The sequence below is a fragment of the Streptomyces sp. NPDC059816 genome (assembly GCF_042732055.1).
Taxonomy (GTDB): domain Bacteria; phylum Actinomycetota; class Actinomycetes; order Streptomycetales; family Streptomycetaceae; genus Streptomyces.
In genome coordinates, this window is record NZ_JBHWIQ010000018.1 from 116039 (window position 1) to 139721 (window position 23683).

The 23683-nt window shown below is 72.4% G+C and carries 19 protein-coding genes and 1 pseudogene; 14 read left to right on the plus strand and 6 right to left on the minus strand.

Going from position 1 to position 23683, the window contains the following annotated elements; translation table 11 throughout:
• Positions 1-27: 27 nt before the first annotated feature.
• A complete protein-coding gene (locus ACFV88_RS23630) occupies positions 28-3165 on the plus strand; it encodes a BTAD domain-containing putative transcriptional regulator (RefSeq protein ID WP_385493790.1) in 3138 nt (1045 codons plus the stop codon).
• On the opposite strand, the gene ACFV88_RS23635 is transcribed toward ACFV88_RS23630, so the two are convergent.
• Together ACFV88_RS23635 and ACFV88_RS23640 are read right to left on the minus strand one after the other, a co-directional pair.
• Positions 3063-3605, minus strand: a complete 543-nt coding sequence (locus ACFV88_RS23635) for an SRPBCC domain-containing protein (RefSeq protein WP_385493791.1) — start codon at positions 3603-3605, stop codon at positions 3063-3065. The two genes, ACFV88_RS23630 and ACFV88_RS23635, sit on opposite strands and share 103 nt — an antisense overlap.
• 121 nt (positions 3606-3726) lie before the next feature.
• Entirely contained in the window at positions 3727-4506 is a 780-nt protein-coding gene (locus ACFV88_RS23640) for an SDR family NAD(P)-dependent oxidoreductase (protein WP_385493792.1), read from the minus strand.
• A gap of 354 nt (positions 4507-4860) precedes the next feature.
• Between ACFV88_RS23640 and ACFV88_RS23645 the strand changes: the two genes are divergently transcribed.
• From ACFV88_RS23645 to ACFV88_RS23660, 4 genes are all read left to right on the plus strand, one after another.
• Positions 4861-5727: a universal stress protein gene (locus tag ACFV88_RS23645; RefSeq protein WP_385493795.1), complete on the plus strand. Its 867-nt coding sequence runs from the start codon at positions 4861-4863 to the stop codon at positions 5725-5727.
• A gap of 237 nt (positions 5728-5964) precedes the next feature.
• On the plus strand, positions 5965-7656 hold the full coding sequence (locus ACFV88_RS23650) for a VanW family protein (RefSeq protein ID WP_385493796.1): 1692 nt from the start codon (positions 5965-5967) through the stop codon (positions 7654-7656).
• A 263-nt stretch (positions 7657-7919) separates the two neighbouring features.
• The gene (locus ACFV88_RS23655; protein WP_385493798.1) at positions 7920-8477 is read left to right on the plus strand and encodes an RNA polymerase sigma factor; all 558 of its coding nucleotides are present in this window, start codon (positions 7920-7922) and stop codon (positions 8475-8477) included.
• Positions 8474-8755 carry a hypothetical protein gene (locus ACFV88_RS23660; protein ID WP_385493799.1) on the plus strand — a complete coding sequence of 94 codons (282 nt, stop codon included), beginning with the start codon at positions 8474-8476 and terminating at the stop codon, positions 8753-8755. Before ACFV88_RS23655 ends, ACFV88_RS23660 begins: the two co-directional genes overlap by 4 nt.
• A 45-nt stretch (positions 8756-8800) precedes the next feature.
• On the opposite strand, the pseudogene ACFV88_RS23665 reads toward ACFV88_RS23660, so the two are convergent.
• Positions 8801-10170 (minus strand): annotated as a pseudogene (locus ACFV88_RS23665) (amidohydrolase family protein).
• Positions 10171-10403: 233 nt separating this feature from the next.
• Between ACFV88_RS23665 and ACFV88_RS23670 the strand changes: the two are divergent.
• From ACFV88_RS23670 to mnhG, 8 genes are all read left to right on the plus strand, one after another.
• Positions 10404-11138 (plus strand): helix-turn-helix domain-containing protein, encoded by a 735-nt coding sequence (locus ACFV88_RS23670; protein WP_385493800.1) that lies wholly within the window; start codon positions 10404-10406, stop codon positions 11136-11138.
• Between the two features lie 61 nt (positions 11139-11199).
• Positions 11200-12510 (plus strand): serine hydrolase domain-containing protein, encoded by a 1311-nt coding sequence (locus ACFV88_RS23675; RefSeq protein ID WP_385493802.1) that lies wholly within the window; start codon positions 11200-11202, stop codon positions 12508-12510.
• 191 nt (positions 12511-12701) lie between these two features.
• On the plus strand, positions 12702-15629 hold the full coding sequence (locus ACFV88_RS23680) for a Na+/H+ antiporter subunit A (RefSeq protein WP_385493803.1): 2928 nt from the start codon (positions 12702-12704) through the stop codon (positions 15627-15629).
• Entirely contained in the window at positions 15626-16192 is a 567-nt protein-coding gene (locus ACFV88_RS23685) for a Na(+)/H(+) antiporter subunit C (protein WP_385493804.1), read from the plus strand. Before ACFV88_RS23680 ends, ACFV88_RS23685 begins: the two co-directional genes overlap by 4 nt.
• Entirely contained in the window at positions 16189-17826 is a 1638-nt protein-coding gene (locus ACFV88_RS23690; protein ID WP_385493806.1) for a Na+/H+ antiporter subunit D, read from the plus strand. The genes ACFV88_RS23685 and ACFV88_RS23690 overlap by 4 nt, the downstream gene beginning before the upstream one ends.
• Before the next feature lie 7 nt (positions 17827-17833).
• The gene (locus tag ACFV88_RS23695; protein WP_385493807.1) at positions 17834-18439 is read left to right on the plus strand and encodes a Na+/H+ antiporter subunit E; all 606 of its coding nucleotides are present in this window, start codon (positions 17834-17836) and stop codon (positions 18437-18439) included.
• On the plus strand, positions 18436-18753 hold the full coding sequence (locus tag ACFV88_RS23700) for a monovalent cation/H+ antiporter complex subunit F (RefSeq protein ID WP_385493809.1): 318 nt from the start codon (positions 18436-18438) through the stop codon (positions 18751-18753). Before ACFV88_RS23695 ends, ACFV88_RS23700 begins: the two co-directional genes overlap by 4 nt.
• A complete protein-coding gene (gene mnhG, locus ACFV88_RS23705) occupies positions 18750-19124 on the plus strand; it encodes a monovalent cation/H(+) antiporter subunit G (protein WP_385493810.1) in 375 nt (124 codons plus the stop codon). The genes ACFV88_RS23700 and mnhG overlap by 4 nt, the downstream gene beginning before the upstream one ends.
• 45 nt (positions 19125-19169) lie before the next feature.
• On the opposite strand, the gene ACFV88_RS23710 is transcribed toward mnhG, so the two are convergent.
• The 3 genes from ACFV88_RS23710 to ACFV88_RS23720 form a co-directional block, all read right to left on the minus strand.
• Positions 19170-19742, minus strand: coding sequence for an NADPH-dependent FMN reductase (locus ACFV88_RS23710; protein ID WP_385493811.1), 573 nt, complete (start codon positions 19740-19742; stop codon positions 19170-19172).
• A gap of 114 nt (positions 19743-19856) precedes the next feature.
• Positions 19857-20354, minus strand: coding sequence for a MarR family winged helix-turn-helix transcriptional regulator (locus tag ACFV88_RS23715; RefSeq protein WP_385493813.1), 498 nt, complete (start codon positions 20352-20354; stop codon positions 19857-19859).
• 70 nt (positions 20355-20424) lie between these two features.
• Entirely contained in the window at positions 20425-21885 is a 1461-nt protein-coding gene (locus tag ACFV88_RS23720) for an aldehyde dehydrogenase family protein (protein ID WP_385493814.1), read from the minus strand.
• 532 nt (positions 21886-22417) lie between these two features.
• On the opposite strand from ACFV88_RS23720, the gene ACFV88_RS23725 reads away from it, so the two are divergent.
• Positions 22418-23593 carry an NAD(P)-dependent alcohol dehydrogenase gene (locus ACFV88_RS23725; protein ID WP_385493816.1) on the plus strand — a complete coding sequence of 392 codons (1176 nt, stop codon included), beginning with the start codon at positions 22418-22420 and terminating at the stop codon, positions 23591-23593.
• Positions 23594-23683: the final 90 nt, after the last annotated feature.

Sequence of the window (23683 nt, forward strand, 5' to 3'; positions counted from 1 at the left end):
CGATGACGACCCTCTAGGGTCACCCGTATGCGATTCGGTGTACTGGGCCCGCTGCGGGTGCTGACGGACGGGGGGACACCCATCCGGATTCCCGGGCTGAAGGTGCGGGCGCTGCTCGCCGCCCTCCTCGCGCACGAGGGCCGGGTGGTGTCCGTCGACCGGTTGATCGACGACCTGTGGGGCGACGCCCCGCCCGCGAAGCCGGCGGCGGCCCTCCAGGTACGGGTCTCGCAACTGCGCCGCGCGTTGGAGGAGGCCGAGCCGGGCGCCCGTGAGCTGGTGGTCTCCCAGGCTCCGGGTTATGCGCTGGTGGTGGCGGCCGATGCGGTCGACGCGAACCGCTTCACCACGCTCGCCGCTGCGGGCCGCCCCGCCGAGGCGTTGGAGCTGTGGCGGGGAGCCGCCTACGCGGACTTCGCCGACCTGCCGTTCCTGGGCCCGGTCGTCGCGCGGCTGGAGGAGGCCCGTCTCACCTCGACGGAGGACCTCGCCGAGCAGCGGCTCGCGGCGGGGGAACCGGTCGACGTGGCCGCGCTGGTGGTGGACCATCCACTGCGGGAACGGTTGCGCGGGGTGCACATGACGGCGTTGTACCGGGCGGGGCGGCAGAGCGAGGCACTCGCCTCGTACACGGAGCTGCGCACCGTACTCGATGACGAGTCGGGGCTCGACCCGTCGCCCGAGCTCGCCGGGTTGTACCAGCGGATGCTCCGTCAGGATCCCGCGCTGACCGCACCGCCCGCGGGCCGGCCGGTGACGAACCTGCCCGCGCCGGTGAGCGAACTGATCGGACGGGACACGGCCGTCGCCGAGCTCACCGAAGCCCTGGCCGCGCACCGGTTGCTGACCCTCACCGGCTCCGGCGGGGTCGGCAAGACCCGGCTGGCCCTGGAGGTGGCCGGGCGGCAGGTGCCGGACCGTCCCGACGGGGTGTGGCTGATCGAACTCGCCGCCCTGGACCGGGGCACCGTGTCCCTGGCCGAGGCGGTGCTCGTCGCCCTGGACGTCCGGGAGGGCCCCGGTCACCCGCGTGACCAGTTGGTCGCCGCGCTCGCCGGCCGGGCACCACTGTTGGTGTTCGACAACTGCGAGCACGTGGTGGAGCCCACCGCCGCACTCGTCGCCGACCTGCTGCGCTCCGTACCCGGGCTGCGGGTCCTGGCGACCAGCCGCGAGCCGTTGGGCCTGCCCGGCGAGGTGCTGTGGCAGGTCCCGCCGCTGTCGCTGCCGGACGGTGCGGGGCTCGACGACGTGGCACGGTCCGATGCCGTCCGGCTGTTCCTCGCCCGGGCCCGGGCCGGTGCCCGGGAGTTCACCCTCGACCCGTCGAACGCGGAGCCGGTCGCCCAACTGTGCCGGCGGCTGGACGGCATCCCGCTCGCGTTGGAGCTCGCCGCGACCCGGGTGCGGGCCCTCGGAGTCGAAGAACTCGTCGCCCGGCTCGACGACCGCTTCCGGCTGCTGGCCGGTGTCCACCGGGGCGCGCCCCCGCGTCAACAGACCCTGGTGGCGGTCATCGACTGGAGCTGGACCCTCCTCACCGACGAGGAACGTCTGGTTCTGCGGCGGCTGGCCGTGCACGCCGACGGATGCGCCCTGACGGCCGCCGAGGCGGTCTGCGCCGAGCCCGGGGTGGACGTCCTGGACACGGTGGCACGGCTGGTCGACCGTTGTCTGGTCACGGTGGTGCACGGGCCGGCGGGACCGCGGTACCGGATGTTGGAGTCGGTCGTCGCCTACTGTCTGCACCGTCTGACGGACGCGGGCGAGACGGACCGGGTCCAACGGGCTCACCGTGCGCACTACACCGCCCTCGCCGCCGAGGCGGACACCCGACTGCGGGGCCCGGAACAGGGCCGTTGGTTGGCCCGTCTCACCGCCGAGTCGGCGAACCTGCGGGCGGCCCTGACGACGGCGCCCACCGGTCAGTCGCTGCGGCTGGTCAACTCGCTGTGCTGGTTCTGGTTCCTGCGGGGACGCCTCTCAGAGGCCCGCCAGTGGCTGCGCACGGCGCTCGCCCGGGCGCAGGAGGAGGCCGATGGGGCCCCGGCCGGTGACGGGGAGGAACGGGCACGTGCCCGGGCCTGGTACGAGGGGTTCGGCCTGTTGCTGGGTGAGGGGGGTGATCCGGCGGTCGCCGAGGAGATCCACGATCCACTCGCCCGGGCCCGGGCCCGGTTGTTCCTGTCGCTGGGCCCCGCAGACCTGCCGTCGGCCAGGGCCCTGGTGGATGCGGCGCTCGTGACCTGCCGTGCGCTGGGCGACGACTGGGGGACGGCGGTGGCACTGAGCAGACAGGCCCGCGACGCCTTCACCGTCCGGGACGCGGCCGAGCTGGAGCGGACCAGCGAGGAGAGCGCCGCGCTGTTCGCCGGGCTCGGGGACGGCTGGGGCGTCATCCAGGCCGGTGAGTGGCGGGCCGGACTGGCGGAGAACCTGGGTGACCACGCCCGTGCCGCCGAGTTGTTCGCGGCGGACCTGCGGACCGCAGAGGAACTGGGACTGTGGCCGGACGTGGTGCGTCGCCTCGCCTGGCTCGGGTGGCTGGCCATGGAGGGCGGTGCGTACGACCGGGCCATGGAGTATGCGGGGCGGGCCCTGCGGCTGGCCAGGGAGCGAGGCTACCGGGAGGGGGAGGTGTTCGCCCGCATGGGTCATGCCTTCGCCGCGCGCCGCGCCGGGCTGTTGGACGTCGCCGAGGGTGAGTTGCGGCACTTGCTCGACGGGGTCCCGGACGACGGCGAGCCCCCGCTGTTCCTGCCGAGCACCCTGCTGGAGCTGGCACAGGTGCACGAGGGTCGCGGGCGCCCCGACCTCGCGCTGCCGGTGCTGCGCCGGTCGTTCACCGCCGCCCTCGCGGTCGGTGATCCCCTGACGACCGTCGCTGCCGTGGAGGTGGCGGCCGGTCTGGCCCCGCCCGAGCGGGCCGCCCTGTTCCTCGGCGTCGCGGCCGAGGCCCGCCGCACGCACGCCACTCCCGCCACGGCACGCGAACAGCAGGGGGTCGAGCGGGCCGGGAAGCGGGCCGGGGCGGCGTTGGGCGACGAGGCGTTCGACGCCGCCTACGTCCGTGGCCGGAGGCTGACGTTCGAGGACCTGGCGTCCCGGTGGCCGGCGTCCGACCCCTCCCCCGCCGGACCCCCGATCGATCCGGCGACCGACTGAACGGACAGGTACTCGTCGAGCCGGTCGAAGAACTCCAGCCAGCCCGCACGGACCCGGTCGACGTGTTCGGCATCGGTGTTGACCCCGTACTGGTGGAACCGCATCAGGGTCCGGGCGCCGCGCCCTTCCAGGGTGAGGGTCGCGAGGAACGCGGGTTCCCCACCCGGGTGGTCCGGGTCACCGGTGGTGAACACCAGTCGGGCCGGAGCGTCCACCCGGCGGTAGCGCCCCCGCAGCACGGCCTCGAAGCCTTCCTCACCGACCAGGACGGCCCGCCACCGTCCGCCCGGGCGCACGTCGAGCGACACCCGCTCGACCGGGGTGGTCAGCATCCGGGGCCCGAACCACCGGGCGAACCGTTCCGTTTCGGTCCAGGCCGCGTACACGTCCTCCCGGCCGGCGGCCACTTCACGGACGATCTCGTACTCGGTGCGGGGCATCGGTCTGTTCCCTCCGAACGGCTGGGCGCGCTGTGGTCGGACCACACCCTGCCGGGGGGCGCTTACGGTTCCCCTTCCGTCCGCTTGAGGTTCGGCGACACCCGGGCTCGGCCCGTGGTGCTCAGTGCACGGAGAAGCCGCCGTCCACGAAGATCGACTGACCGGTGACGTAACCGGAGGCCGTGCTCGCCAGGAACACGGCAGCACCCACGAAGTCCTCCGTGACCCCGTTGCGCCCGGTCAGGGTGCGGGACGCCAGGGCCGCCACCTTCTCCGGATCGGACGACAGCCGTTGGTTCAGGGGCGTCATCACGAAGCCCGGGACCAGGGTGTTGCAGGTGACGCCGTGCGGTGACCACGCCTCGGCCTGGGAACGGGCGAGGGACTCCAGGGCTCCCTTAGACACCCCGTACGCACCGCTGTCGACGAACGCCCGGTGCGCCTGTTGCGAGCTGATGTGGATGATCCGGCCGAACCCCCGGGCGGCCATGCCGGGCCCGAAGCGCTGACCGAGCAGGAACGGGGCTTCCAGGTTCACCGCCATCGTGGTGTCCCAGACGTCCTCGCCCAGTTCCCCCATCGGCGGACGCAGGTTGATCCCGGCGCTGTTGACGAGGATGTCGGGCTCGCCGAAGGCCGCGGCTGCCTGCTCCGCCGCGGCGCGCACCCCGTCCCTGGTGCTGAGGTCGGCACTGACCCAGGCCGCACGGCAGCCGGCCGCCGTCAGCTCGTCCGTCGTCGCCACGAGTTCCTGCTCGCCCCGGGCCACGGTCACCACGCCCGCTCCGGCGCGGGCCAGCGCACCCGCGACGGCTCGGCCGATCCCCGAGCTGCCGCCGGTGACCACGGCCACTCGGCCGTCCAGCGAGAACAGCTCGGACAGATAGGTCTGTGAGGTCATGTCCGCACCCTAGAGGGGGAGCGCCAGCCCCGGTGCGACGGCCCCGGTGACGGCCCCGGTGGGGTCGAACCGGACCGGGTAGAGCGCGATCTGCCACACCATCAGCGAGTCGTGACCGCCCGGGGGCCGTACCCCGCAGGGCGTCGCAACGGGTGGCCGGGGCGAGCCGTCGCGTCGTCGATCCCGCCGACGACGCCCTGACGGGGCCGGCAAGGACGTGCAGCACCCGCCCCCGCAAGAAAGCGGGCACCGTTCTCGGGACGATCGGCCCTGCCCGGGCTCCGTTACGTGGGGAAGGCTGGGACACGGAGCGGTGGTGTTGCCGCTCCGTCGCGTCACGAGGAGGCATGGCAGATGACCCGCGCTATCGCTGTCGGGGTCGACGGCTCACCGGCGAGTGGAGCCGCAGTCGACTGGGCGGCCCAGGAAGCGTCCCTGCGGCGGCTGCCGCTCCGGATCGTCCACGCGCCGTGGTGGGAGCCCCGCGACTTCCCCGTGATCGAAGGGGACGACGCCCTGGACCGGGCCGCCGCACAGGTGGTCGCCGAGGCGGGTGCACGGGCCGCGGACGGGCGCCCGGAACTGTCCGTGACCACTGAGGTGCTCTCCGAAGCGCCGGTCGTGGCGCTGCTCGCCGCAGCCCGTGACTCCGAGATGCTGGTGCTCGGGTCCCGGGCCCAGGGTCCGGTGCTCGGGTTCCTGCTCGGATCGCACGGTCAGCGGGTGATCTCCGACACGATCCGGCCCGTGGTCTCGGTGCGAGCCGCCGAGGACAGCCCCCGCCCGAGCGGGGAGGTCGTCGTCGGTCAGCAGGGCACCGCCGAGGACAGCGACCCGGCGCTCGGCTTCGCCTTCGAGGCCGCCGCCGCGCGGGGTGTCGCGGTGCGGGCCGTGCGGGCGTGGAACCTGCCGCCGCTGCACGCGCTGAGCCGTGAGTTCCTGCACCGCACCGACGAGGCGGGCGGCCTGGAGCCGCTGGAGCGCGAGGAACTGCAGACGGTGCTCGCGCCGTGGCGGGACCGCTTCCCCGAGGTGCCCGTGGTGGAGCACGTGGAGATCGGGAGCGCCGGGCAGGTCCTGCTCGCCGCGTCGACCGGTGCGCAGCTCCTGGTCGTGGGCCGGCGGGCCCGCTACACCCCGACCGGTGGGCTCATCGGCTCCGTGGCCCATGCCGCCCTCCACCACGCCCGCTGCCCCGTGGCGGTGGTCCCGCACCAGTGAGCGGGGTCCGGGGCGTCGTTCCGGTCCGCGGACCGGGCGTCCAGGAACCGGGCCCGGCCCGACGGGGGCGGGCCCGACAGCCGGCGACGGTCGATCCGTAGTCGATCATCAGCCGGGCAGCGGCCCCTTCCAGCCATTTACCATTTGACTATATTTGGCACGGTAGGGTCCTGAGTACCATCGCACCGGCCGGGCCGAGTCCCGGCCGTTTCCGTGCCGGCCACCCCGGGGAGTTCCATGCGCCGCCGAATACATCCCGCTGCCGCCGTGGGCGGCGCCGCCGTGCTCGGAACGGGCGCGCTCTACCTCACCGGCCTGCTGCTCACGGCCGAGGAGGCGCCCACCGGGACGAGCGTCCTGGGGGTGGACATCGGGGGGTTGGAGCAGGGCGAGGCCCGGCAGAAGCTCGACCGGGAGCTCCGCGCGGTCACCACGGCGCCGATCGACGTGACCGTCGGGGACGGCACCGACCGCGTGGCACCGGCTGCGGCCGGTTTCCGGGTGGACACCGAGGAGACCGCCGCCGACGCCACCAGGTCGGGCAAGGGCCCGTTCACGGTGATCGGCAACCTCTTCGCTTCGGACGGCGGTCCGGTCGATCCGGTGGTGCGCATCGACGAGGACCGGACCCGTCAGGCCGTGCAGGACCTGGCGGACAAGCACGACCGTACGGTGCGTGAGGGATCGGTCACCTTCGACAAGGGTGCTCCGAAGGCCGTGCCGGCCCGTACCGGGCTGTCCCTGAACGTCGACGAGTCCGTCGACCTGCTGCGCGACGCCTACCTGGCGCCGGAGCCCGAGACCATCACCCTGCCCGTGCGCGAAAGCGCGCCACGGGTCAGCGCGGCCGAAACGGAACGCGCGATGAGCGAGTTCGCCCGGCCCGCCCTGTCCGCGCCGATCATCCTCACCACGGACGAGGGGCGGATCACCCTCACGCCGGCCACGCTGAGCAAACACCTCAGCATGCGCCCGGACGGCAAGAACCGGCTCCAGCCCGAACTCGACGGCAAGGGTCTGTTCAAGGATCCGGCGGTGGCCGCGGCCGTGGACGCGGTCACGACCGAGCCGAAGGACGCGACCCTGCGGCTGGACGGCGACCGGGTCACCGTGGCGACCGACGGCGTCCCGGGCCAGAAGGTCACGTCCGAGGCACTGACCGAGGCCGTCGTCCCGCTGCTCACCGAGTCGGGGGCCGCCCGCACCGCTGAGGTGGCCACGGTCAAGAAGCAGCCGACGCTGACCCGCGCGAAGCTCCCCGAGCTCGGCTTGACGGAGAAGGTCTCGTCGTTCACCGCGAACTTCGAGAAGGCCGCGTACCGGACGAAGAACATCGGCCGGGCCGCGGAGCTCATCAACGGCTCGACGGTCATGCCGGGCGAGACCTGGAGCTTCAACGACACCGTGGGCGAGCGGACGACCGAGAACGGGTTCGTCGACGGGATCATCATCCTCAACGACAAGTACACCAAGGCGTCCGGCGGCGGCGTGTCGACGGTGGCCACCGCGATGTTCAACGCCATCTTCTTCGCCGGGGTCAAGCCCGTGGAGTACGGCGCGCACTCCTTCTACATCGAGCGCTATCCGGAGGGCCGGGAGGCAACGGTCGCCTGGGGCAGCCTGGACCTCAAGTTCGCCAACGACACCGGCAAGGCCCTGCACATCCTGACGAGTTCCACCGACACCTCGATCACGGTGACCTTCCTCGGCACCAAGAAGTACGACTCGGTGGAGGCGAGCAAGGGTCCCCGGACGAACATCAAGGAGCCGGGCACCCGGCCCGGTGCGGAGAAGGACTGCCAGCCGCAGACCCCGCTGGAGGGATTCGACGTCACCGTGGAGCGGATCTTCCGCAACGACGGCGTGGAGGTGAAGCGGGAACCGTTCCACACCCGCTACACCCCGCGTGACGAGGTCACCTGCGACTGACCGCGCTCGCACCGCACCGCGGCCCGCGACCGGGCGCGCCCCGCACGGGCGTGACCGGTCGCGGGCCGCGGCGCGTACCGTCTGGGGCGCAAGGCGCCGCCGGGGTGAATCCTTTCGCGGGTCCGGTGGCTCTCATGGGTGTGCCGACCACCCGGTGGGCACACCCCACCTGGAGGTAACCATGCTCGTCGGTGCGATCGTCACCGCCGCCGTGCTCGTCTGTCTGTGCACGGTGTACGCCCTGCGTCGGCGGGGGCGGTCCCGTGGCTGACCGCAGTTGGCCCGGTGAAGGGCTGGTCCTGGCCGCGCAGCGCGGGGACGCCGGGGCCACGGCCGAATTGGTCACCGGCTCCCATCCGCACGTGCGGCGCTTCGCCCACTCCCTGTGCGCGTCGCCGGAGGACGCGGAGGACGCTGCGCAGGAGGCCCTGATCGTCCTCTACCGGAAGATCGGCATGCTCCGGGCCTCCGGTGCACTGGCCTCCTGGATGTTCCGGGTCGTCCGCAACGAGTGCCTGCGCCGGGTCCGTGCGCGGGTCCGGCGGGCGGACGCCCCCGCCCCCGACCCGGGCCTGCCCTCCGCGGAGGAACAGGTGTTGGAGCGGTTGGAGGCCCAGTGGGTGGTGGACGCGATCCTCGCGCTCCCCGCCGAGCAGCGCCGGGTGCTGATCATGCGCGACATCCAGGGGCACAGCGGGCGGCGGACCGCCGAGGCGCTGGGCCTGTCGACCGCCGCGATGAAGTCCCGACTGCACCGGGCGCGCAGCACCCTGCGGGAGCACCTCGCCGCGGCGGGTCCGGTTCCGGGGGACCCCTCATGACGGGCGCCCCCACGTTCGCGAGCCGGTCCGTTCCGGTCCACCTGCTCCGGGGCCTGGTCGGATTCGGTGCGCTGGCGGCTTCGGTGCTCCTGCTGCCCGTCACCGGGGCGTGGAGCCTGCTGCTCGCCCCGGCCGGTCTGCTGGCCCTGCGCGGCTGCCCGATGTGCTGGACGGTCGGCCTCGTGCAGACGGTCTCGCGGGGACGGCTGCGGCGGTCGTGCACCGCCGGGCGGTGCGAGGTGACCGTCGCCGCCCGGACGTCCCCGACGCAGGGATGAGGTCGCGGCCCGGGCCGGAGTGACACCCGGCCGGGGCCACCCGGGTCAGTACCGAGGGGGGTGGAAGCGTCCGCCCGGTTCGACGCCGGCCCGGGACAGTACGTGGTCCCGGGCGGCGTCGACCAGGCCGACGACCCTGCTCTCGTCGACACCGACCAGTCTTCCCCCGGCCTTCACCCGTCGTCCGGCGACCCACACCGAGTCGACCAGTCCCGGGTGTCCGGCCAGGACGACGGCACCGGCGGCGCTGTTCATCGGGGCCATCTCGATGCCGTCGGCGCGCAGCAGCACGACGTCGGCATCCTTGCCCGGGGTGAGCGATCCGATCCGGTGGTCGAGCCGCAGCGCCTTCGCCCGTTGATGGTCGCGAACTCGATGACGTCCCGGGTGTTCAGCGGAAGCTGCTCCTCCAGCACCTCCCCGCGTCGTGCGGCCCCGGCGTGCGCGAAGGCGCGTTCCACGAGGAGCACCGTGCGCATCACCTGGAAGAGGTGCCCGCTGTTGCAGGTGGCGATGTCGATGCCCAGGGTGGGGGCGAGTCCCGCATCGAGGAGGCGTCGGGTGGCGGGCCAGCCGTGGCCCATCTGCATCTCGATCTCGGGGGTCATCGCCGCCGAACAGCCCGCGTCGGCCATGATCTGGAACTCGTCGTCCGCCAGCGAGTTGCAGTGCGCACAGACGACGTCGGGGCCCAGCAGCCCGTTGTCGGCGAGCCAGGCCACCGGGCGGTCCCGTCCCCAGGCGCCGTCGCCCACGTGCACCGAGATGAGGACGCCCAGTTCCCGGGCGAGCGCCCAGTCGTCACGGGTGACGTCCCGGGTGGCGTACTGGGGCCCGCGCAGCGCCATGCCCATCCGGACGAGCTGCTCGTCCGAGGAGAAGTGTTCGGAGCGCACCCGTCGGGCGTCGGCGGCGTTCGTCGGTTTGTCGCTGACCGGGAGCCATTCGTCGTTGGCGTTCCCGTAGCACATGACGAACCGGCCGTGGGTCTCCTTGAGTGCGGCCACGGCGGCGTCCGCGTGCTCGGGGGTGTTCATGTTGTGCGACCAGTCGAGAACGGTCGTGACCCCGGCGTTCAGCGCTTCGTAGGCTCCGGCCAGGTTCCCGGCGTAGACGTCCTGGGCACGGAAGTGTCCGCCGAGTTGCACCCGGACGCCGGCGAAGTACTGGCTGAGCGTCCAGTCCGCGGCGATGTTGCGCAGGACGGTCTGCCAGAGGTGGCGGTGGGTGTCGATCATGCCCGGCATCACGATGGTTCCGCGGCCGTCCACGATCTCGGCGCCGTCGGCGGTGAGGCCGGGGCCGACCGCGGCGATCTTGGTGCCTTCGATGAGCAGGTCCGCCCGGTCGAGGTTCCCGATGTTCGGGTCGACGCTGATCACACTGGCGTTCCGGATGAGGGTGCGCTTCACCACGTTCTCCTCTGTGCTGCCCGAGCCCCTGTGCTGCCCTGGTGCGTGCCGTCACGGAGGCAGGGGTGTGGTGTGCCTCACGTGCAGTGAGCGTAGGAATCACTCCTCCAGACTGTCAAGTGTCACTGAACGAACCCCGTCGCCAGGGATCATCAAACAGGGTGATTTCTCCGCAACGCGGGGGTGTTCGTACACTCTCTCTATACATACGAGGTGTGCGGTCTAGACTGACGGGCGTGACTCACTCGACGCCTCCGCCGCCCCCTCCGTCCGGCACCGCGGCGCTCGGCGGACGACTCAGGTCCGCGCGTCAGGCGCGTGGCGAGTCGGTGCGCGGACTCGCCCGGAAGATCGGCTGTTCGGCGAGCCTGCTCTCCCAGATCGAACTCGGCAAGTCGGCACCGTCGGTGGGCGTCCTCTACAGCCTGGCCAACGAACTGGACGTGTCCACCGACTTCCTGCTGCGGCGGGAGCCCGACTCCGGAGGGCCGGCCGACAACGGCCGGGCCGTACCCGCGGGTTCACCGGACGCCACCGGTGGGACCCCCGCCCCGGCCGCCCCGTCGCACGACGGGTTCCACTCGTTGCGCACGCTCCCGCCCTCCTACCGGGTGCAGGTCCAACGCGCGGCCGACCGGCAGGCCGTCGACTTCGGCGGGGGCGTCCGCTGGGAGCGTCTGACCACCACCTCGCAGACCTTGGTGGACTTCCTGGAGATCGTGTACCAACCCGGCGGGTCGTCGGACGCCGACGACCACCCGGCGGGCCACGAGGGCTACGAGTACGGCGTGGTGACCGAGGGGGAACTGACCGTCCGGGTCGGCGAGGAGGAGTACCTGCTCGGCGCGGGCGACTCGGTGGCCTTCGACTCCACCGTGCCACACGTCTTCCGGAACACCGGCGCGGCGACCGCGCGCGCCGTCTGGTTCGTCCTGCACGCCACGCGCGGCCTCCCCAGCGGGCCGCCCTGACCCGACGGCGGCGCCCCGGCCACGAATGGCAGGCGCGGAGCGGACGTGCGACGCTCGCAGGGTGAGCCCGACCAAGGACCGCGTGAAGTGGGGGGCGACCAAGGAGTACACCGGGACCTTCTCCTGTTGGTGGAACCGGTCCCGGCAGTCGGTGGTGATGTCCCGACACCGCGAGGCCGAGGCGGAGATCGACCGCCGGGTCCTGGACTACATGCGGCGCCGCCACGTCCCCGGCATCTCCCTGGGCATCGCCCGGGGTGAACGGCTCTTCCTCGCCAAGGGGTACGGATGGGCGGACCAGGCGCTGTCGCACGGGCCGGCGGGGCCCCTTCGGCTCCCGGTCTCGGCGCAGCCCGAGCACCTGTACCGCATCGCCAGCATCTCCAAGCCGATCACCGCCGTGGCCGTGATGACCCTCGTCGCGAACGACCGACTCCATCTGGACGACCCGGTGTTCGGTGCCGACGGCGTCCTCGACGCCCGGTTCCCGATCCCCGCCGCGGCGCCCGACGCGGGCACGTTGCGCAAGATCACCGTCCGGCATCTGCTGGAGCACACCAGCGGGTGGGAACTCGGCGGCGACGACGATGTGATGTTCGTGAACGATCCGGCCGGACCGCGGCTCAGCATGAGCCAGGACGAGCTCATCACTTGGGTGCTGACCCACCGGGCGCCGACCGCCGAGCCCGGAACCACCGCGCACTACTCCAACTTCGGGTATTGCGTCCTGGGCCGCGTCATCGAGACGATCAGCGGGCACCCCTACGCGACCTACGTCCGGGCCGCCGTGCTCGACCCGTGCGGCATCGCCGACATGCGCATCGCGGCGAACGAACGCCTCGGCCGGGCCCCCGGCGAGGTGCGGTACTACCCGAACGGCACCCAGACCTCCGACCCCTGTCACCGCATCGTCCCGAACAGGCCCTACGAACTCAACGTCAGCCGGATGGACGCGCACGGCGGTTGGGTGGCGTCGGTGGTCGACCTCCTGCGGTTCGCCGTGCGCACCGACGGGTTGTCCACGGTCGCCGACCTGTTGACCCCGACCGGGCTGCACACCATGACCACCCCGTCCGCCGTCGACGCCTCGCGCGGGCTCGCCTGGGAGATCCGGACCACCTACGAACTGATCCCGGGCCCCTATCCCCCGCGGCTGCGCCGGCTACGGAGCTGGGGGCACCGCGGCCTCATGGCGGGCACCCTGGCCCACCTGCTGATCCGGGACGACGGGCTCGCCCTCGCCGCGCTCGGCAACAGCCGCCCGGGGGAGGACTGCTCCGCCGCCGAGTTCGTGGAGATGCTGGAGGACATCGCCGAAACCGTTTCGGGGTGGAGCTACTGGCCGGTGTACGACCTGTTCGCCTGTTACTGACCGCGGGAGGGCGCGGTACCCGGACCGCGAGGAAGCCGCACGGCGTGCGCTGGGCCACCGGTGGGCACCTCGGCGGGGCTCCCGGATGTTCCGGCGTGCCGGAACGCCAAAAGGCCCCGCGGCTTATAGCTATGTTTCATGAGTGATGTCCCTCGCGTCGCCCGGCGCGGTCCTTCGGCTCCCGGGGCCGTATGGCGGCGCTGATCCTCGCCCACTTCCTCCTCGCCGCGTGCGCCGGCCCGCTCGTCGGGCGACTGGGGACGCGGGCCTTCTTGGTGCTGTCGGTCCCCCCCGTCGTCACCGTGGTCTGGGCCGCGACGCAGTGGGGTACGGCCGCGCGCGGCGGTGCGGTGTCCTGGTCGTTGGCGTGGCTTCCGGCGTACGACGTGTGGATCGCCCTGCGGCTGGACGCGCTGGCCCTGTTGATGGTGCTGCTCGCCGCCGGGGTGGGGGCGCTGGTGCTGCTGTACTGCGTGCGCTACTTCGACGACCGGACCCCCCTGCTCGGCCGGTTCGCGGGCAACCTGCTGGCCTTCGCCGGTGCGATGCTCGGGCTCGTGCTCGCGGACGACCTGGTCGTCCTGTACGTCTTCTGGGAGCTGACCACCGTCTTCTCCTACCTGCTGATCGGCCACGGCAGCGACCGCAAGCAGAACCGCCGGTCCGCCCTCCAGGCGCTCACGGTGACCACGCTCGGCGGGCTGGCGATGCTGGTCGGCTTCCTGATGATCGGTCAGGAAGCCGGCACGTACCGGATCTCGGAACTGTTGGCGGACCCGCCCGCCGCCTCCACCACGCTGTCCGTGGCGGTGGTCCTGGTGCTGCTGGGGGCGTTGTCGAAGTCGGCGATCTGGCCGTTCAGCCTGTGGCTGCCGAACGCGATGGCGGCGCCGACGCCCGTCAGCGCGTACCTGCACGCCGCGGCGATGGTGAAGGCGGGCGTGTACCTGGTGGCACGGCTGGCTCCCGCGTTCGCCGACGCCCCGCCCTGGCGGCCGGTGCTGCTGGTGCTCGGCTCGGTGACGATGCTGCTGGGCGGGTGGCGGGCGCTGCGCCTCGGCGACCTGAAACTGGTCCTGGCGTACGGAACGGTCAGCCAACTCGGCTTCCTCACCGTGCTCGCCGGTGCCGGCAACCGGGACGCCGCGCTGGCCGCTGCGGTGCTCGTCCTCGCGCACGCGCTGTTCAAGGCGCCGCTGTTCCTCGTCACCGGCATCGTCGACCGCGCGACCGGCACCCGCGACCTGCGGCGGCTGTCCGGAGTGGGCCGCGCGCTGCCCTGGGTCGCGGGGACGGCGGTGGTCGCGGGCGCGTCGATGGCGGCGCTGCCGCCGTTGCTCGGCTTCGCCGCGAAGGAGGCCGCCTTCGAGGCGCTGCTGCACGGCGGCCAGGCCGACCGCTGGGCGCTCGCTGCGGCGACCGCGGGTTCCGCGCTGACGTGTGCCTACACCCTGCGCTTCCTGTGGGGCGCGTTCGCCCGCAAGCCGGGACTCGCCGACACTCCCGTCCGTCCGGTGGGCGCGGCGTTCCTCGGCCCCCCGGCGTTGCTCGCCCTGCTCTGTCTGGTCTTCGGGCCCGGGGTGTCCTGGTGGAACGGGCTGCTGGGCGCGTACGCGTCGGCCTTCCCCGAGCCCGCGCATCCGTACGTGCTGGCGTTGTGGCACGCTCCGGGGACGGCACTGGTGCTGTCGGCCGTGGCCTGGGTCGGCGGCCTCGGGCTGTTCCTGCTGCGCGAACCGGTCACCCGACTGTCCCGACGCATCGCCTGGCCCACCGCCGACCGGGTGTTCGGCCTCGGGCTGCTCGGCCTGGAACGGCTCGCCCTCCAGGTCACCGGCTTCTTCCAGCGCGGCTCCGTCTCGGTCTATCTGGCGGCCGTGTTGAGCGTGCTGCTCGGTGGTCAACTCGCCGTGCTCGTCGTGGACGAACCCTGGGTCGGGGCGTCGCCGCCCCGGCTGTGGGACTCCGGCGTCCAGGGGGCGATCGCCCTGCTGACCTGTGCGGCGGCCCTGTTGTGCCTCCCGGTGCAGCGCCGGATGAAGGTCGTGGTGCTGGCGGGCCTGACGGGGTACGGGACCGCGCTGCTGTTCGTGGTGCACGGCGCCCCGGACCTGGCCCTCACCCAACTCTGCGTGGAGACCGTCTCCCTGCTGGTGTTCGTGCTGGTGCTGCGCCGGATGCCGATCTACTTCCAGGAGACCATCAGCCGACGTCGGCTGCTGATGCGGGTGCCGCTCGCGCTGGTCGCCGCGGCGGTCGTGGCGACCGCGCTGTGGGTGGTGGCCGCGGCACGGATCGCCCCGCCCGCCGGTGCGGCGCTGGTCACGGCGACCGCCGGGCACGGCGTGAAGGACGTGGTGGCTACGGTGCTGGTCGAGTTCCGGGCCTGGGACACCCTGGGCGAGTCGGCGGTGCTCGCGGTCGCCGCGGTGGGCGTGACGAGCCTGATCTACCTGCACCGCAGGGCCGGCACCGCGGAGGCCACGGAGGCCCTGGCCGTGCCCGGCACCGCACCGGAACCCCCCGCGCCCACCTCCCCCGCCGGACCGACCGCATGGTCGTACGGTTCCCACTTCGTCACCCGTGGACCGGTGGCGGAGGACACCGCGCCCGAGCGGACCTGGCTGGCCGCCGGGCGCACCCTGGCCCCCGAGTACCGGTCCGTGGTCTTCGAGGTGGTGGCCCGACTGGTCTTCCACCCCATCCTCGTGCTCTCCGTCTACCTGTTGCTGTGTGCGGAGAACCTGCCGGGCGGAGGGTTCGTCGCCGGGCTGGTGGCGGGGCTCGCGATGATGGCGCGCTACCTGGCGGGGGGACGCCATGAACTCGCCGACGCCGCGCCGGGCCATCCGGGACTGCTGACGGGCCTGGGTCTGCTGCTGTCCACCTCGGTCGCCGTCATCGGGCTGCTCGACGGCGCCGTGCTCCACCCCTTCTCCTACGACGGGCACCTGCCCGTCCTGGGCCACTTCCACATCGGCACCCCGGTGTTCTTCGACACGGGGGTGTACCTGCTGGTCCTCGGGGTCGTGTTGGACATCGTGCGGGCGCTCGGCGCCCGGGTCGACCAACAGATCGAACGGGCGGCGCACGAGGTGGCGAAGGAGGCGAGGCCGTGACGGTCAGTCTGACCCTGTTGGTGACCGGCGCCGTGTTGTGCGCGGTCGGCGGCGTCCTGCTGCTGATGCGGGCCCTGACCCGCATCCTGACCGGCGCGGTGATCCTGAGCAACGGGATCAACGTCCTGATGCTGACCGCCAGCGGTACGGCGGGTGCGGCGCCGCTGTTGTACCCGCGGGTGGACCCGGCGCGGGTCAGCGATCCCCTGCCGCAGGCGATCGCGCTCACGGCCATCGTCATCACGCTCGCCACCACCGCGTTCCTGCTGGCGATGGCGTACCGCAGTCAACGGGTCAACGGAACCGACGAGGTCATGGACGACATCGAGGACCGCCGGGTCGCCCTGCGCGCCGAGGTGCAGGAGCAGCGGTCCGCGCTGCGCGAGCGGCACGGACCGCGGGGGCGGGGGCCGGAGGGCGACCGGGACGCGTACCGCTCGGAGCGCCGACGGCTGCGGGGCGTGCTGCGGGAGGACCGGGCGCTCCAGGCCCGGGCCCGGGACGCTTCGGGTGACCTGTGGAACGACATCCTCGGCGAGGACCCCGAGGAGGTCGCCCCGTGAACGCGTTGGTCGCGCTGCCCGTGTTGTTGCCGCTGTTCGCCGCCGGCTTCGAGCTGGCGCTGGGCACCCGGTTCCCGCGTGCCCAGCGGGTGGTCGGCGTCGTCGTGCTGACGGCGGTGCTGGCGCTGTCGCTGGCGATGCTGGTCGCGGCCGACCGGGACGGTCCGCTCGTGATGCACCTGGGGGACTTCGCTCCGCCGGTCGGCATCAGTCTGGTCGCGGACCGGTTGTCGGCGCTGATGCTGACGGTCTCGGCGGCGGTGACCCTGTGCGTCCTGGTGTACTCCATCGGGCAGGGCATGGCGGACCGGGAGGACCAGTCCCCGTTGGCCGTCTACCACCCGGCGTACATGGTGCTGGTGGCCGGGGTGTCCTGCACGTTCCTCGCCGGTGACCTGGTCAATCTGTACGTCGGGTTCGAGATCATGCTGGTGGCGAGCTTCGTCCTGTTGACGCTCGGTGGTACGGCGGCGCGGTTGCGGGCGGGGGCGACCTACGTCCTGGTGTCGTTGGTCTCCTCGATGGTGTTCTTCACCGCGGTCGCATTGACCTACGCGGCGGCGGGCACCGTCAATCTGGGGCAGTTGGCCGTGCGCCTGGCCGAACTGCCGCTCGGGGTGCGGACGCTGTTGGAGGCGACGCTGCTGACCGTGTTCGCCGTGAAGGCGGCCGTGTTCCCGCTCGCGGCGTGGCTGCCCGACTCGTACCCGACCACCCCGGCCCCGGTCACCGCGGTGTTCGCGGGGTTGCTGACCAAGGTCGGGGTGTACTGCGTGCTGCGGGTGGAGACGCTGTTGTTCCCCGACAACCGGCTCGGTGACCTGCTGTTGGTGGCGGCGCTCGCCTCGTTGGTGATCGGGGTGCTCGGCGCGGTCGCCCAGACCGATCTGAAACGGGTGCTGTCCTTCGTCCTGATCAGCCACATCGGCTACATGATCTTCGGTATCGGGGTCGGCACCCGGGCCGGGCTCGGTGGGGCGATCGTGTACGTCGTCCACCACATCACCGTGCAGACGGCGCTGTTCCTGGTGGCGGGGTTGATCGAGCGGCGCACGGGCACCACGGAGCTCACCCGGGTCGGGGGTCTCGCCCGGGCCGCGCCGGCGCTGGCCGCGCTGTTCCTGGTGCCCGCGCTGAACCTCGCGGGGATTCCGCCGATGTCCGGGTTCATCGGCAAGCTCCAACTGTTGCGGGCGGGCGTGGCGGACGCCGGGGTCCTCGCGTACGTGCTGGTGGCCGCCGCCTCCCTGACCAGTCTGCTGACCCTGTACGTCATGGCGAAGGTGTGGAACCTCGCCTTCTGGCGGGCCGCTCCCCCGGGGCGTCCGGCGCGGGGCACGGTGTTGGAGGAGACCGACCCGGGAGACGACGGGTCCGACACCCCCGAGGAGGGCGACGGCGCGGCCCGCCGGCCGGCGCCCGCGGGGCAGGCGGTGACCGCGACGCTCTCCGGCCGGGCGATCACCACCACCACCGACCGGCTGCCGCGCAGCATGACCTGGGCGACCGTGGCACTGGTGCTGCTGTCGTTGGCCTACACGGTGTGGGGTGACCCGTTCACCACCCTCACCGAGCGGACGGCGGCCGAACTCCTGGAACGTTCCCCCTACATCGAGGCGGTGCTCGGCCGATGACGTCCCCGTGATCTCGCTCCGGTTCCGCGAACCCGGACTCCCCCCGTACAGCTGTGTGGTGGTCGGCCGCCGGCGACGGGTGCTCGACCTGCCGTTGATCACCTGGCTGACCGTGGTCTGGATGCTGTTGTGGGGCACGCTCAGCCTCGCCAACGCCGTCACCGGGGTGGTGGTGGCGGTGACGGTGTGCCTGGTGTTCCCGCTGCCGTTGGTCAACATCGGGCTGCGGCTGCATCCGGTGGGCATCGCCCGGTTGACGGTCCGGCTGTTGTGGGAGATGTACACGGCCGGTCTGAAGGTCTCCCACCAGATGCTCGACAACCGGCCCTTCAGGGCGGCCGTCCTCGCCGTCCCGTTGCGTTGCCGTAGCGATCTCATGCTCACCGCCACGGCGCTGGCCGTCTCCAACGTGCCCGACGGCTCCGTGGTCGAGGTGCACCGTTCGCAGGCAACCCTGTTCGTGCACGTGCTGGAGGCCGACGACCCGGCCACGCCGGAGCGGGCGCGCCGGGCCGTCTGGCACATGGAGGAACTCGTGGTGCGGGCGTTCGGCGACCGGACCGAGATCGCCCGGGTCCGGCAGCCCCCGCCGCAGCTGAAGGGCGCACGGTGAGCGCGGCACAGACGGTCGACCGGGTCCTGTTGGTGGCCGCTGCGGTGATGATCCTGCTCGCCGGGGCCCTGGTGCTGTACCGGGTGTGGCGGGGGCCGTCGATGCTGGACCGGGCGATGTCGCTCGATGTGTGCGCGGCGCTGATGATCGCGGGGATCGCGGTGCGGTCGGCGCTGACCCGGGACGCCTTCTACTTCCCGGTGATGTTGGTGCTGGCCTTCCTGGGCTTCACCGGTTCGGTGGGGATCGCCCGGTTCATCGCCGTGCGGGACCGGGCGCCGGACCTGCCCCGGGCCGGGGAGGAGGGGCGATGAGCTCGTGGGCCCAACTCGCCGACACCACGGGGGCGGTGCTGCTGTTCCTCGGCGCGGCGGTCAGCCTGCTCGGTGCCATCGGCATGGTGCGGATGCCCGACGTGCTCTCCCGCAGCCATGCGGCGACCAACCCGCAGTCGCTCGGGATGTTGCTCGTGCTGATGGGCGTCGCGCTGCGGCTGCGCAGCGGCATCGACCTCGGCACGCTGGGGCTGGTCGGCTTCTTCCAGTTGCTGACCGGGCCGGTGGCCGCCCATCTGGTCGCCCGGGTCGCCTACCGCACGGGGTACGCGGGACGCGAGGGCCTGGTCTTCGACGAGTTGGACGAACAGCTGAGTTCACCGCCGCCGGGCGGCGGTGAGAAGGGGTGAACGGGGCCGCGGTGCGGGCGACCCCGTCCCTCGGGTGCTGCGGGGTTACTCCCCCTTGGTCCGCAGCGGGGCGAGCGCGGAGCTCCAGGCGATCAACTGGTCCAGCATCGCGTGGACGGCGTCGGTCTGGAGGGGCTGCGGCTCCAGGGTGGTGAAGTCCTCGAAGTCGTTGAACAGGGAGAGCATCACCTGGTTGCGGACGGTGGCCACCTGGACCTCGGCCATGATGTGCCGCAGGTGCTCGATGGCGCGGGAGCCGCCGGCGCTGCCGTAGCCGACGAATCCGGCGGCCTTGTTGTTCCACTCGGTGTAGAGGAAGTCGATGGCGTTCTTCAGCACGGCCGAGGTGGAGTGGTTGTACTCGGGGGTGACGAAGACGTATCCGTCGTAGGCGTCGACGGTGGCCGCCCACTGCTTGGTGTGCTCGTTCTCGTACTGCTGGAGCGACGGGGGCAGCGCTTCGTCGAGGAAGGGCAACGAGACGTCACGGAGGTCGACGAGGTCGAACGCGGCGTCGTCACGGGTGCTGGCGATCTGGTGCACCCACTCGGCGACGGAGCCACCGACCCGACCGGGACGGGTGGCACCGATGATGATGGCGATCTTGGGCTTGGGCATGGGCTCGGGATTCCTTCGGGAACGTCAGGGGCTCGGGCGGTTCGGAGGGGGTGGGGGGGAGCAACGGTGTTGCGGTGGCCGGTGGGGCGCGGGGGGCGTCCGTGGTCGTGGTGGTCACACCGGGTCCCGTTCATGGTCGGCGTGCAGCGTGCCGCGCGCGGTGAGGTGGTGTTGCAACTGTTCGCTGATCGCGTGCAGTTGTCGGAGCTGTTCGTCGCTGAGGTGGTCCAACAGCCGGGTGCGCGCACAGGCCGCGTGCCAGGGGGCGGCGTCCTCCAGGGCCCGCAGCCCGTCCGGGGTGAGGTGCGCCAGATGGACGCGCCCGTCGGCCGGGCTGGCGAGGCGCTCGACCCGACCCTGCTGCTCCAGTCGGTCCACGAGGTGGGAGAGCCTGCTGGTGGAGACGCCGGTGCGGCGCGCCAGAGCGGTCATCGGGAGGCTGTGTCCGGGCGCGTCCGAGAGCCAGGCGAGGACCTCGTAGTGGATCTGGGACACGTCGCTCTCGCGGCGCAGTTCCCTGCCGAGTTGTTCGGACAGCAGTCGCGCGGCGGAGAGGAAGGCCCGCATGGTCCGCTGTGCGGTGAGGTCGGAACCGGCGGGTGCTGTGGACATGACGTGCCTCCTTCGGAGCGGGGTGGGGACGGCGCCGGGGTGCGGTGCCCTCGGCGGGGGCACCGCGCGGTCAGGCGGCGCGGGGAGCGGGGTGCACGATGTGCTTGATCTCCTGGAACTCCTCCAGGGCCCGTTCGCCGTTGAGGCGGCCGACGCCGCTCTGCTTGAAGCCGCCCTCCTCCATCTGGTCGACGATGACGGCCCAGGTGTTGGACCACACCGTGCCCGCCTCTAGTTCGCGGGCGACCCGCAGCGGCCGGTCGGCGTCACGGCTCCAGACGCTGGCGGCGAGGCCGAACTCGGTGGCGTTGGCGCGGGCGATCGCGTCGGCCTCGTCGTCGAAGACCTCGAAGGTGGCGACCGGACCGAACACCTCCTGCTGGACGATGGGCCGGTTGACGTCCTGGACCTCCACGAGGCTGGGCCGGACGAACGCGCCCCGGGCGAGCGGTCCTTCGGTGATCCGGCCGCCCCGGACGAGGACCTCGGCGTACTCGGCGGCGTCCGCGACCACGCGGTCGACGCGGTCGGCATTGGCCAGGTCGACGAGCGGGCCCATCTCGCTGGCGGGGTCGGTGCCCGGCCCGACCCGGACCGCCTCCAGTGCCGCGGACAGTCGGCTGCGCAGGGCGTCCGCGACGCCGCGCTGCACCAGGATGCGACTGCCCGTCATGCAGAACTGGCCGGTGAAGGTGGTGATGGCCTTGGTGAGGACGGGCACGGCGGCGTCCAGGTCGGCGTCGTCGAAGACGATCATCGGGGTCTTTCCGCCGAGTTCCAGGGACATGCCCTTCAGCGAGGCGGCGGCGTCGGCCATGATGGCGCGCCCGACCCGGGTGCTGCCGGTGTAACTGATCACGTCCACGCCCGGGTCCGCGACGAGGTGGCGGGCGCCGGCGCTGCCGGACTCGGTGAACGCGTTGAACACCCCGGGCGGCAGGGCCGTGGTGGCGGCGACGATCTCGTACAGCAGGTGGTTCGTCAACGCGGTCTGGGCGGGCAGCTTGAGCACCACGGTGGCGCCCGCCGCGAGGGCCGGCGCGAAGGAGCGCACGGAGAGGATGACCGGCGAGTTCCAGGGGGCGATGACGCCGGCGACCCCGACGGGCTGGCGCAGGGTCATGGAGTACAGGCCGGGCTTGACCTCCGCGGCGCGCCCCGACTCCGTCAGGGCCAGCGCCCCGTAGTAGCGGATCTTGGAAATGGTGAGGTCGACCTCCAGCGCCGCTTCGGCGGGGATCTTCCCGTTCTCCCGGGAGAGCAGGGCGACGAGTTCGTCGCGGCGCTCGGCCATGCGGTCGGACATCTCGAAGAGGGCCCGTGCGCGCAGGTCCCGGTCGCGGGCCCAGTTGCCGGTGCGGAAGGCGCGCCGGGCCGCGTCGACGGCGGCCTTCGCCTCGTCGGTGCCGCCGTCCGCGTAGGTGCCGAGGACCTCGCCGGTGGCCGGGTCGAGGGATTCGCCGACGGCGGTGGAGTCCGTCCAGACGCCGTCGATGAGGTTGCGGGCGTGGGTGGTGTTCTGGGTGGTCATCCGGTTGCTCCTGGTGTGCAAACGAGGGCGGGGCCTCGACCGGTCGATCCGGGCGCCCGGCGGCTCGGGGAGCCGTAGGGCGCTTCGGCGCCGGTCGCGGTGGCCCGGGGTGCGCGCCCCGGGATGCGGAGGGACGGTGGAGTGGACGAGCCGGCGGGCCCGGTCGCCGCGGTGTGTCGACCGAGCCCGGGGCACGTACGTCCTGGGAGGTCCCACCGCCAGCCGGGAGAGTAGTTCGTTACGCAACCAACTGTAAAGGGGTCAGCGCCCAACCGGAAGCAAGTATTCCCATGGATTCGGGGGCGACGGACGGAGCACGTTCGAGCCACTTGCCCCTTGACCGAAGATGTGCTTATTCTTCGTTGCACAACGAACTATATGGGGTCGGATTCCGGCACCGAGAGACGCACAGCCGCCCGCTGCCGCACTTTTCCCGGCCCCCATTCCAGCCGCTTCGGCGGCCCGTGGATCACCGCCCCCGCCCGTGGCCGTAGGCCCGCCCGGGGAGCGCATCCGGTTGGGAGAATCGATCATGGCGGCAGCATCAGGCGGCCCCGCCCCGCACGCACCCGACACCCCGCACTCCCCCACCACCCCCGTCAAGGCGGCGGTCGTCAGGGAGAAGGGCGGACCCTTCGTCTTCGAGGACCTCGCACTCGACACCGACCTGCGTCCCGATGAGGTCCTCGTCAGGGTCGTGGCGACCGGCGTCTGCCAGACCGACGTCCACGTACGGGACCAGGCACTGCCCGTGCCGCTCCCGGCCGTACTCGGTCACGAGGGCGCGGGCGTCGTGGAGCGGGTGGGCGACGGGGTCACCTCCGTCGCAGCGGGTGACCACGTGGTCATGTCGTACCAGTCCTGCGGGCGGTGCACGCCGTGCCTGAGCGGGAACCCCGCCTACTGTGCGGTCTCCTTCCCCGCGAACTTCGGCGGCTCCCGGCTCGACGGCACCAACGCACTGCACCGCGGCCCGGACACGAGCGGCGAGGAGGTGCACGGCCACTTCTTCGGCCAGTCCTCCTTCGCCACCCGCTCCCTGGCCACCGAGCGCAACGTGGTCAAGGTGCCCGACGACATCCCGCTGGATCTGCTCGCGCCGCTCGGCTGCGGGCTCCAGACCGGGGCGGGCGCCGTCCTGAACTCACTGGCGGTGCCGGCCGGCGCCTCGGTCGTGGTCATCGGAACCGGAACCGTCGGCCTCGCCGCCGTGATGGCCGCCCGCATCGCGGGAGCGGCACCGATCATCGCGGTGGACATCGTGCCGGAACGCCTGGACCTCGCCCGGGAACTCGGCGCCACGCACGCCGTCCACGCCAAGGAGGAGGACACCGCCGCACGGATCGCCGAGATCACCGACGGCGGCGCCGACTACGTCCTGGAGATCACCGCGCGCCCCGAGATGCTGACCCTGGCGGTCGACGCGCTCGCCCCCCTGGGCACCGCCGCGCTCATCGGCGGAGCACCCGCGGGAGCCCACGCCCCCGTGAACATGAACGCGCTGCTCGGCGGGCGGACCGTCCGGGGCATCGCGCAGGGCGACTCGATCCCCCAGCTGTTCGTCCCGCAGCTGATCGACCTCTACCGCGCCGGACGGTTCCCCTTCGACCGGCTCATCACGCACTACGGCTTCGACGAGATCAACGAGGCCGTCTCGGACACGCGGACCGGGGCAGCGATCAAGCCCGTGCTGCGCATCGGGGCCTAGAAGTCCCACCCCTTGGGGAACGGCGGCGCCGACCGCGCCACCGCCCCGTCGCTTCCGGTCCCCCGGGCCGGATACGGAACCAGAGCAAGG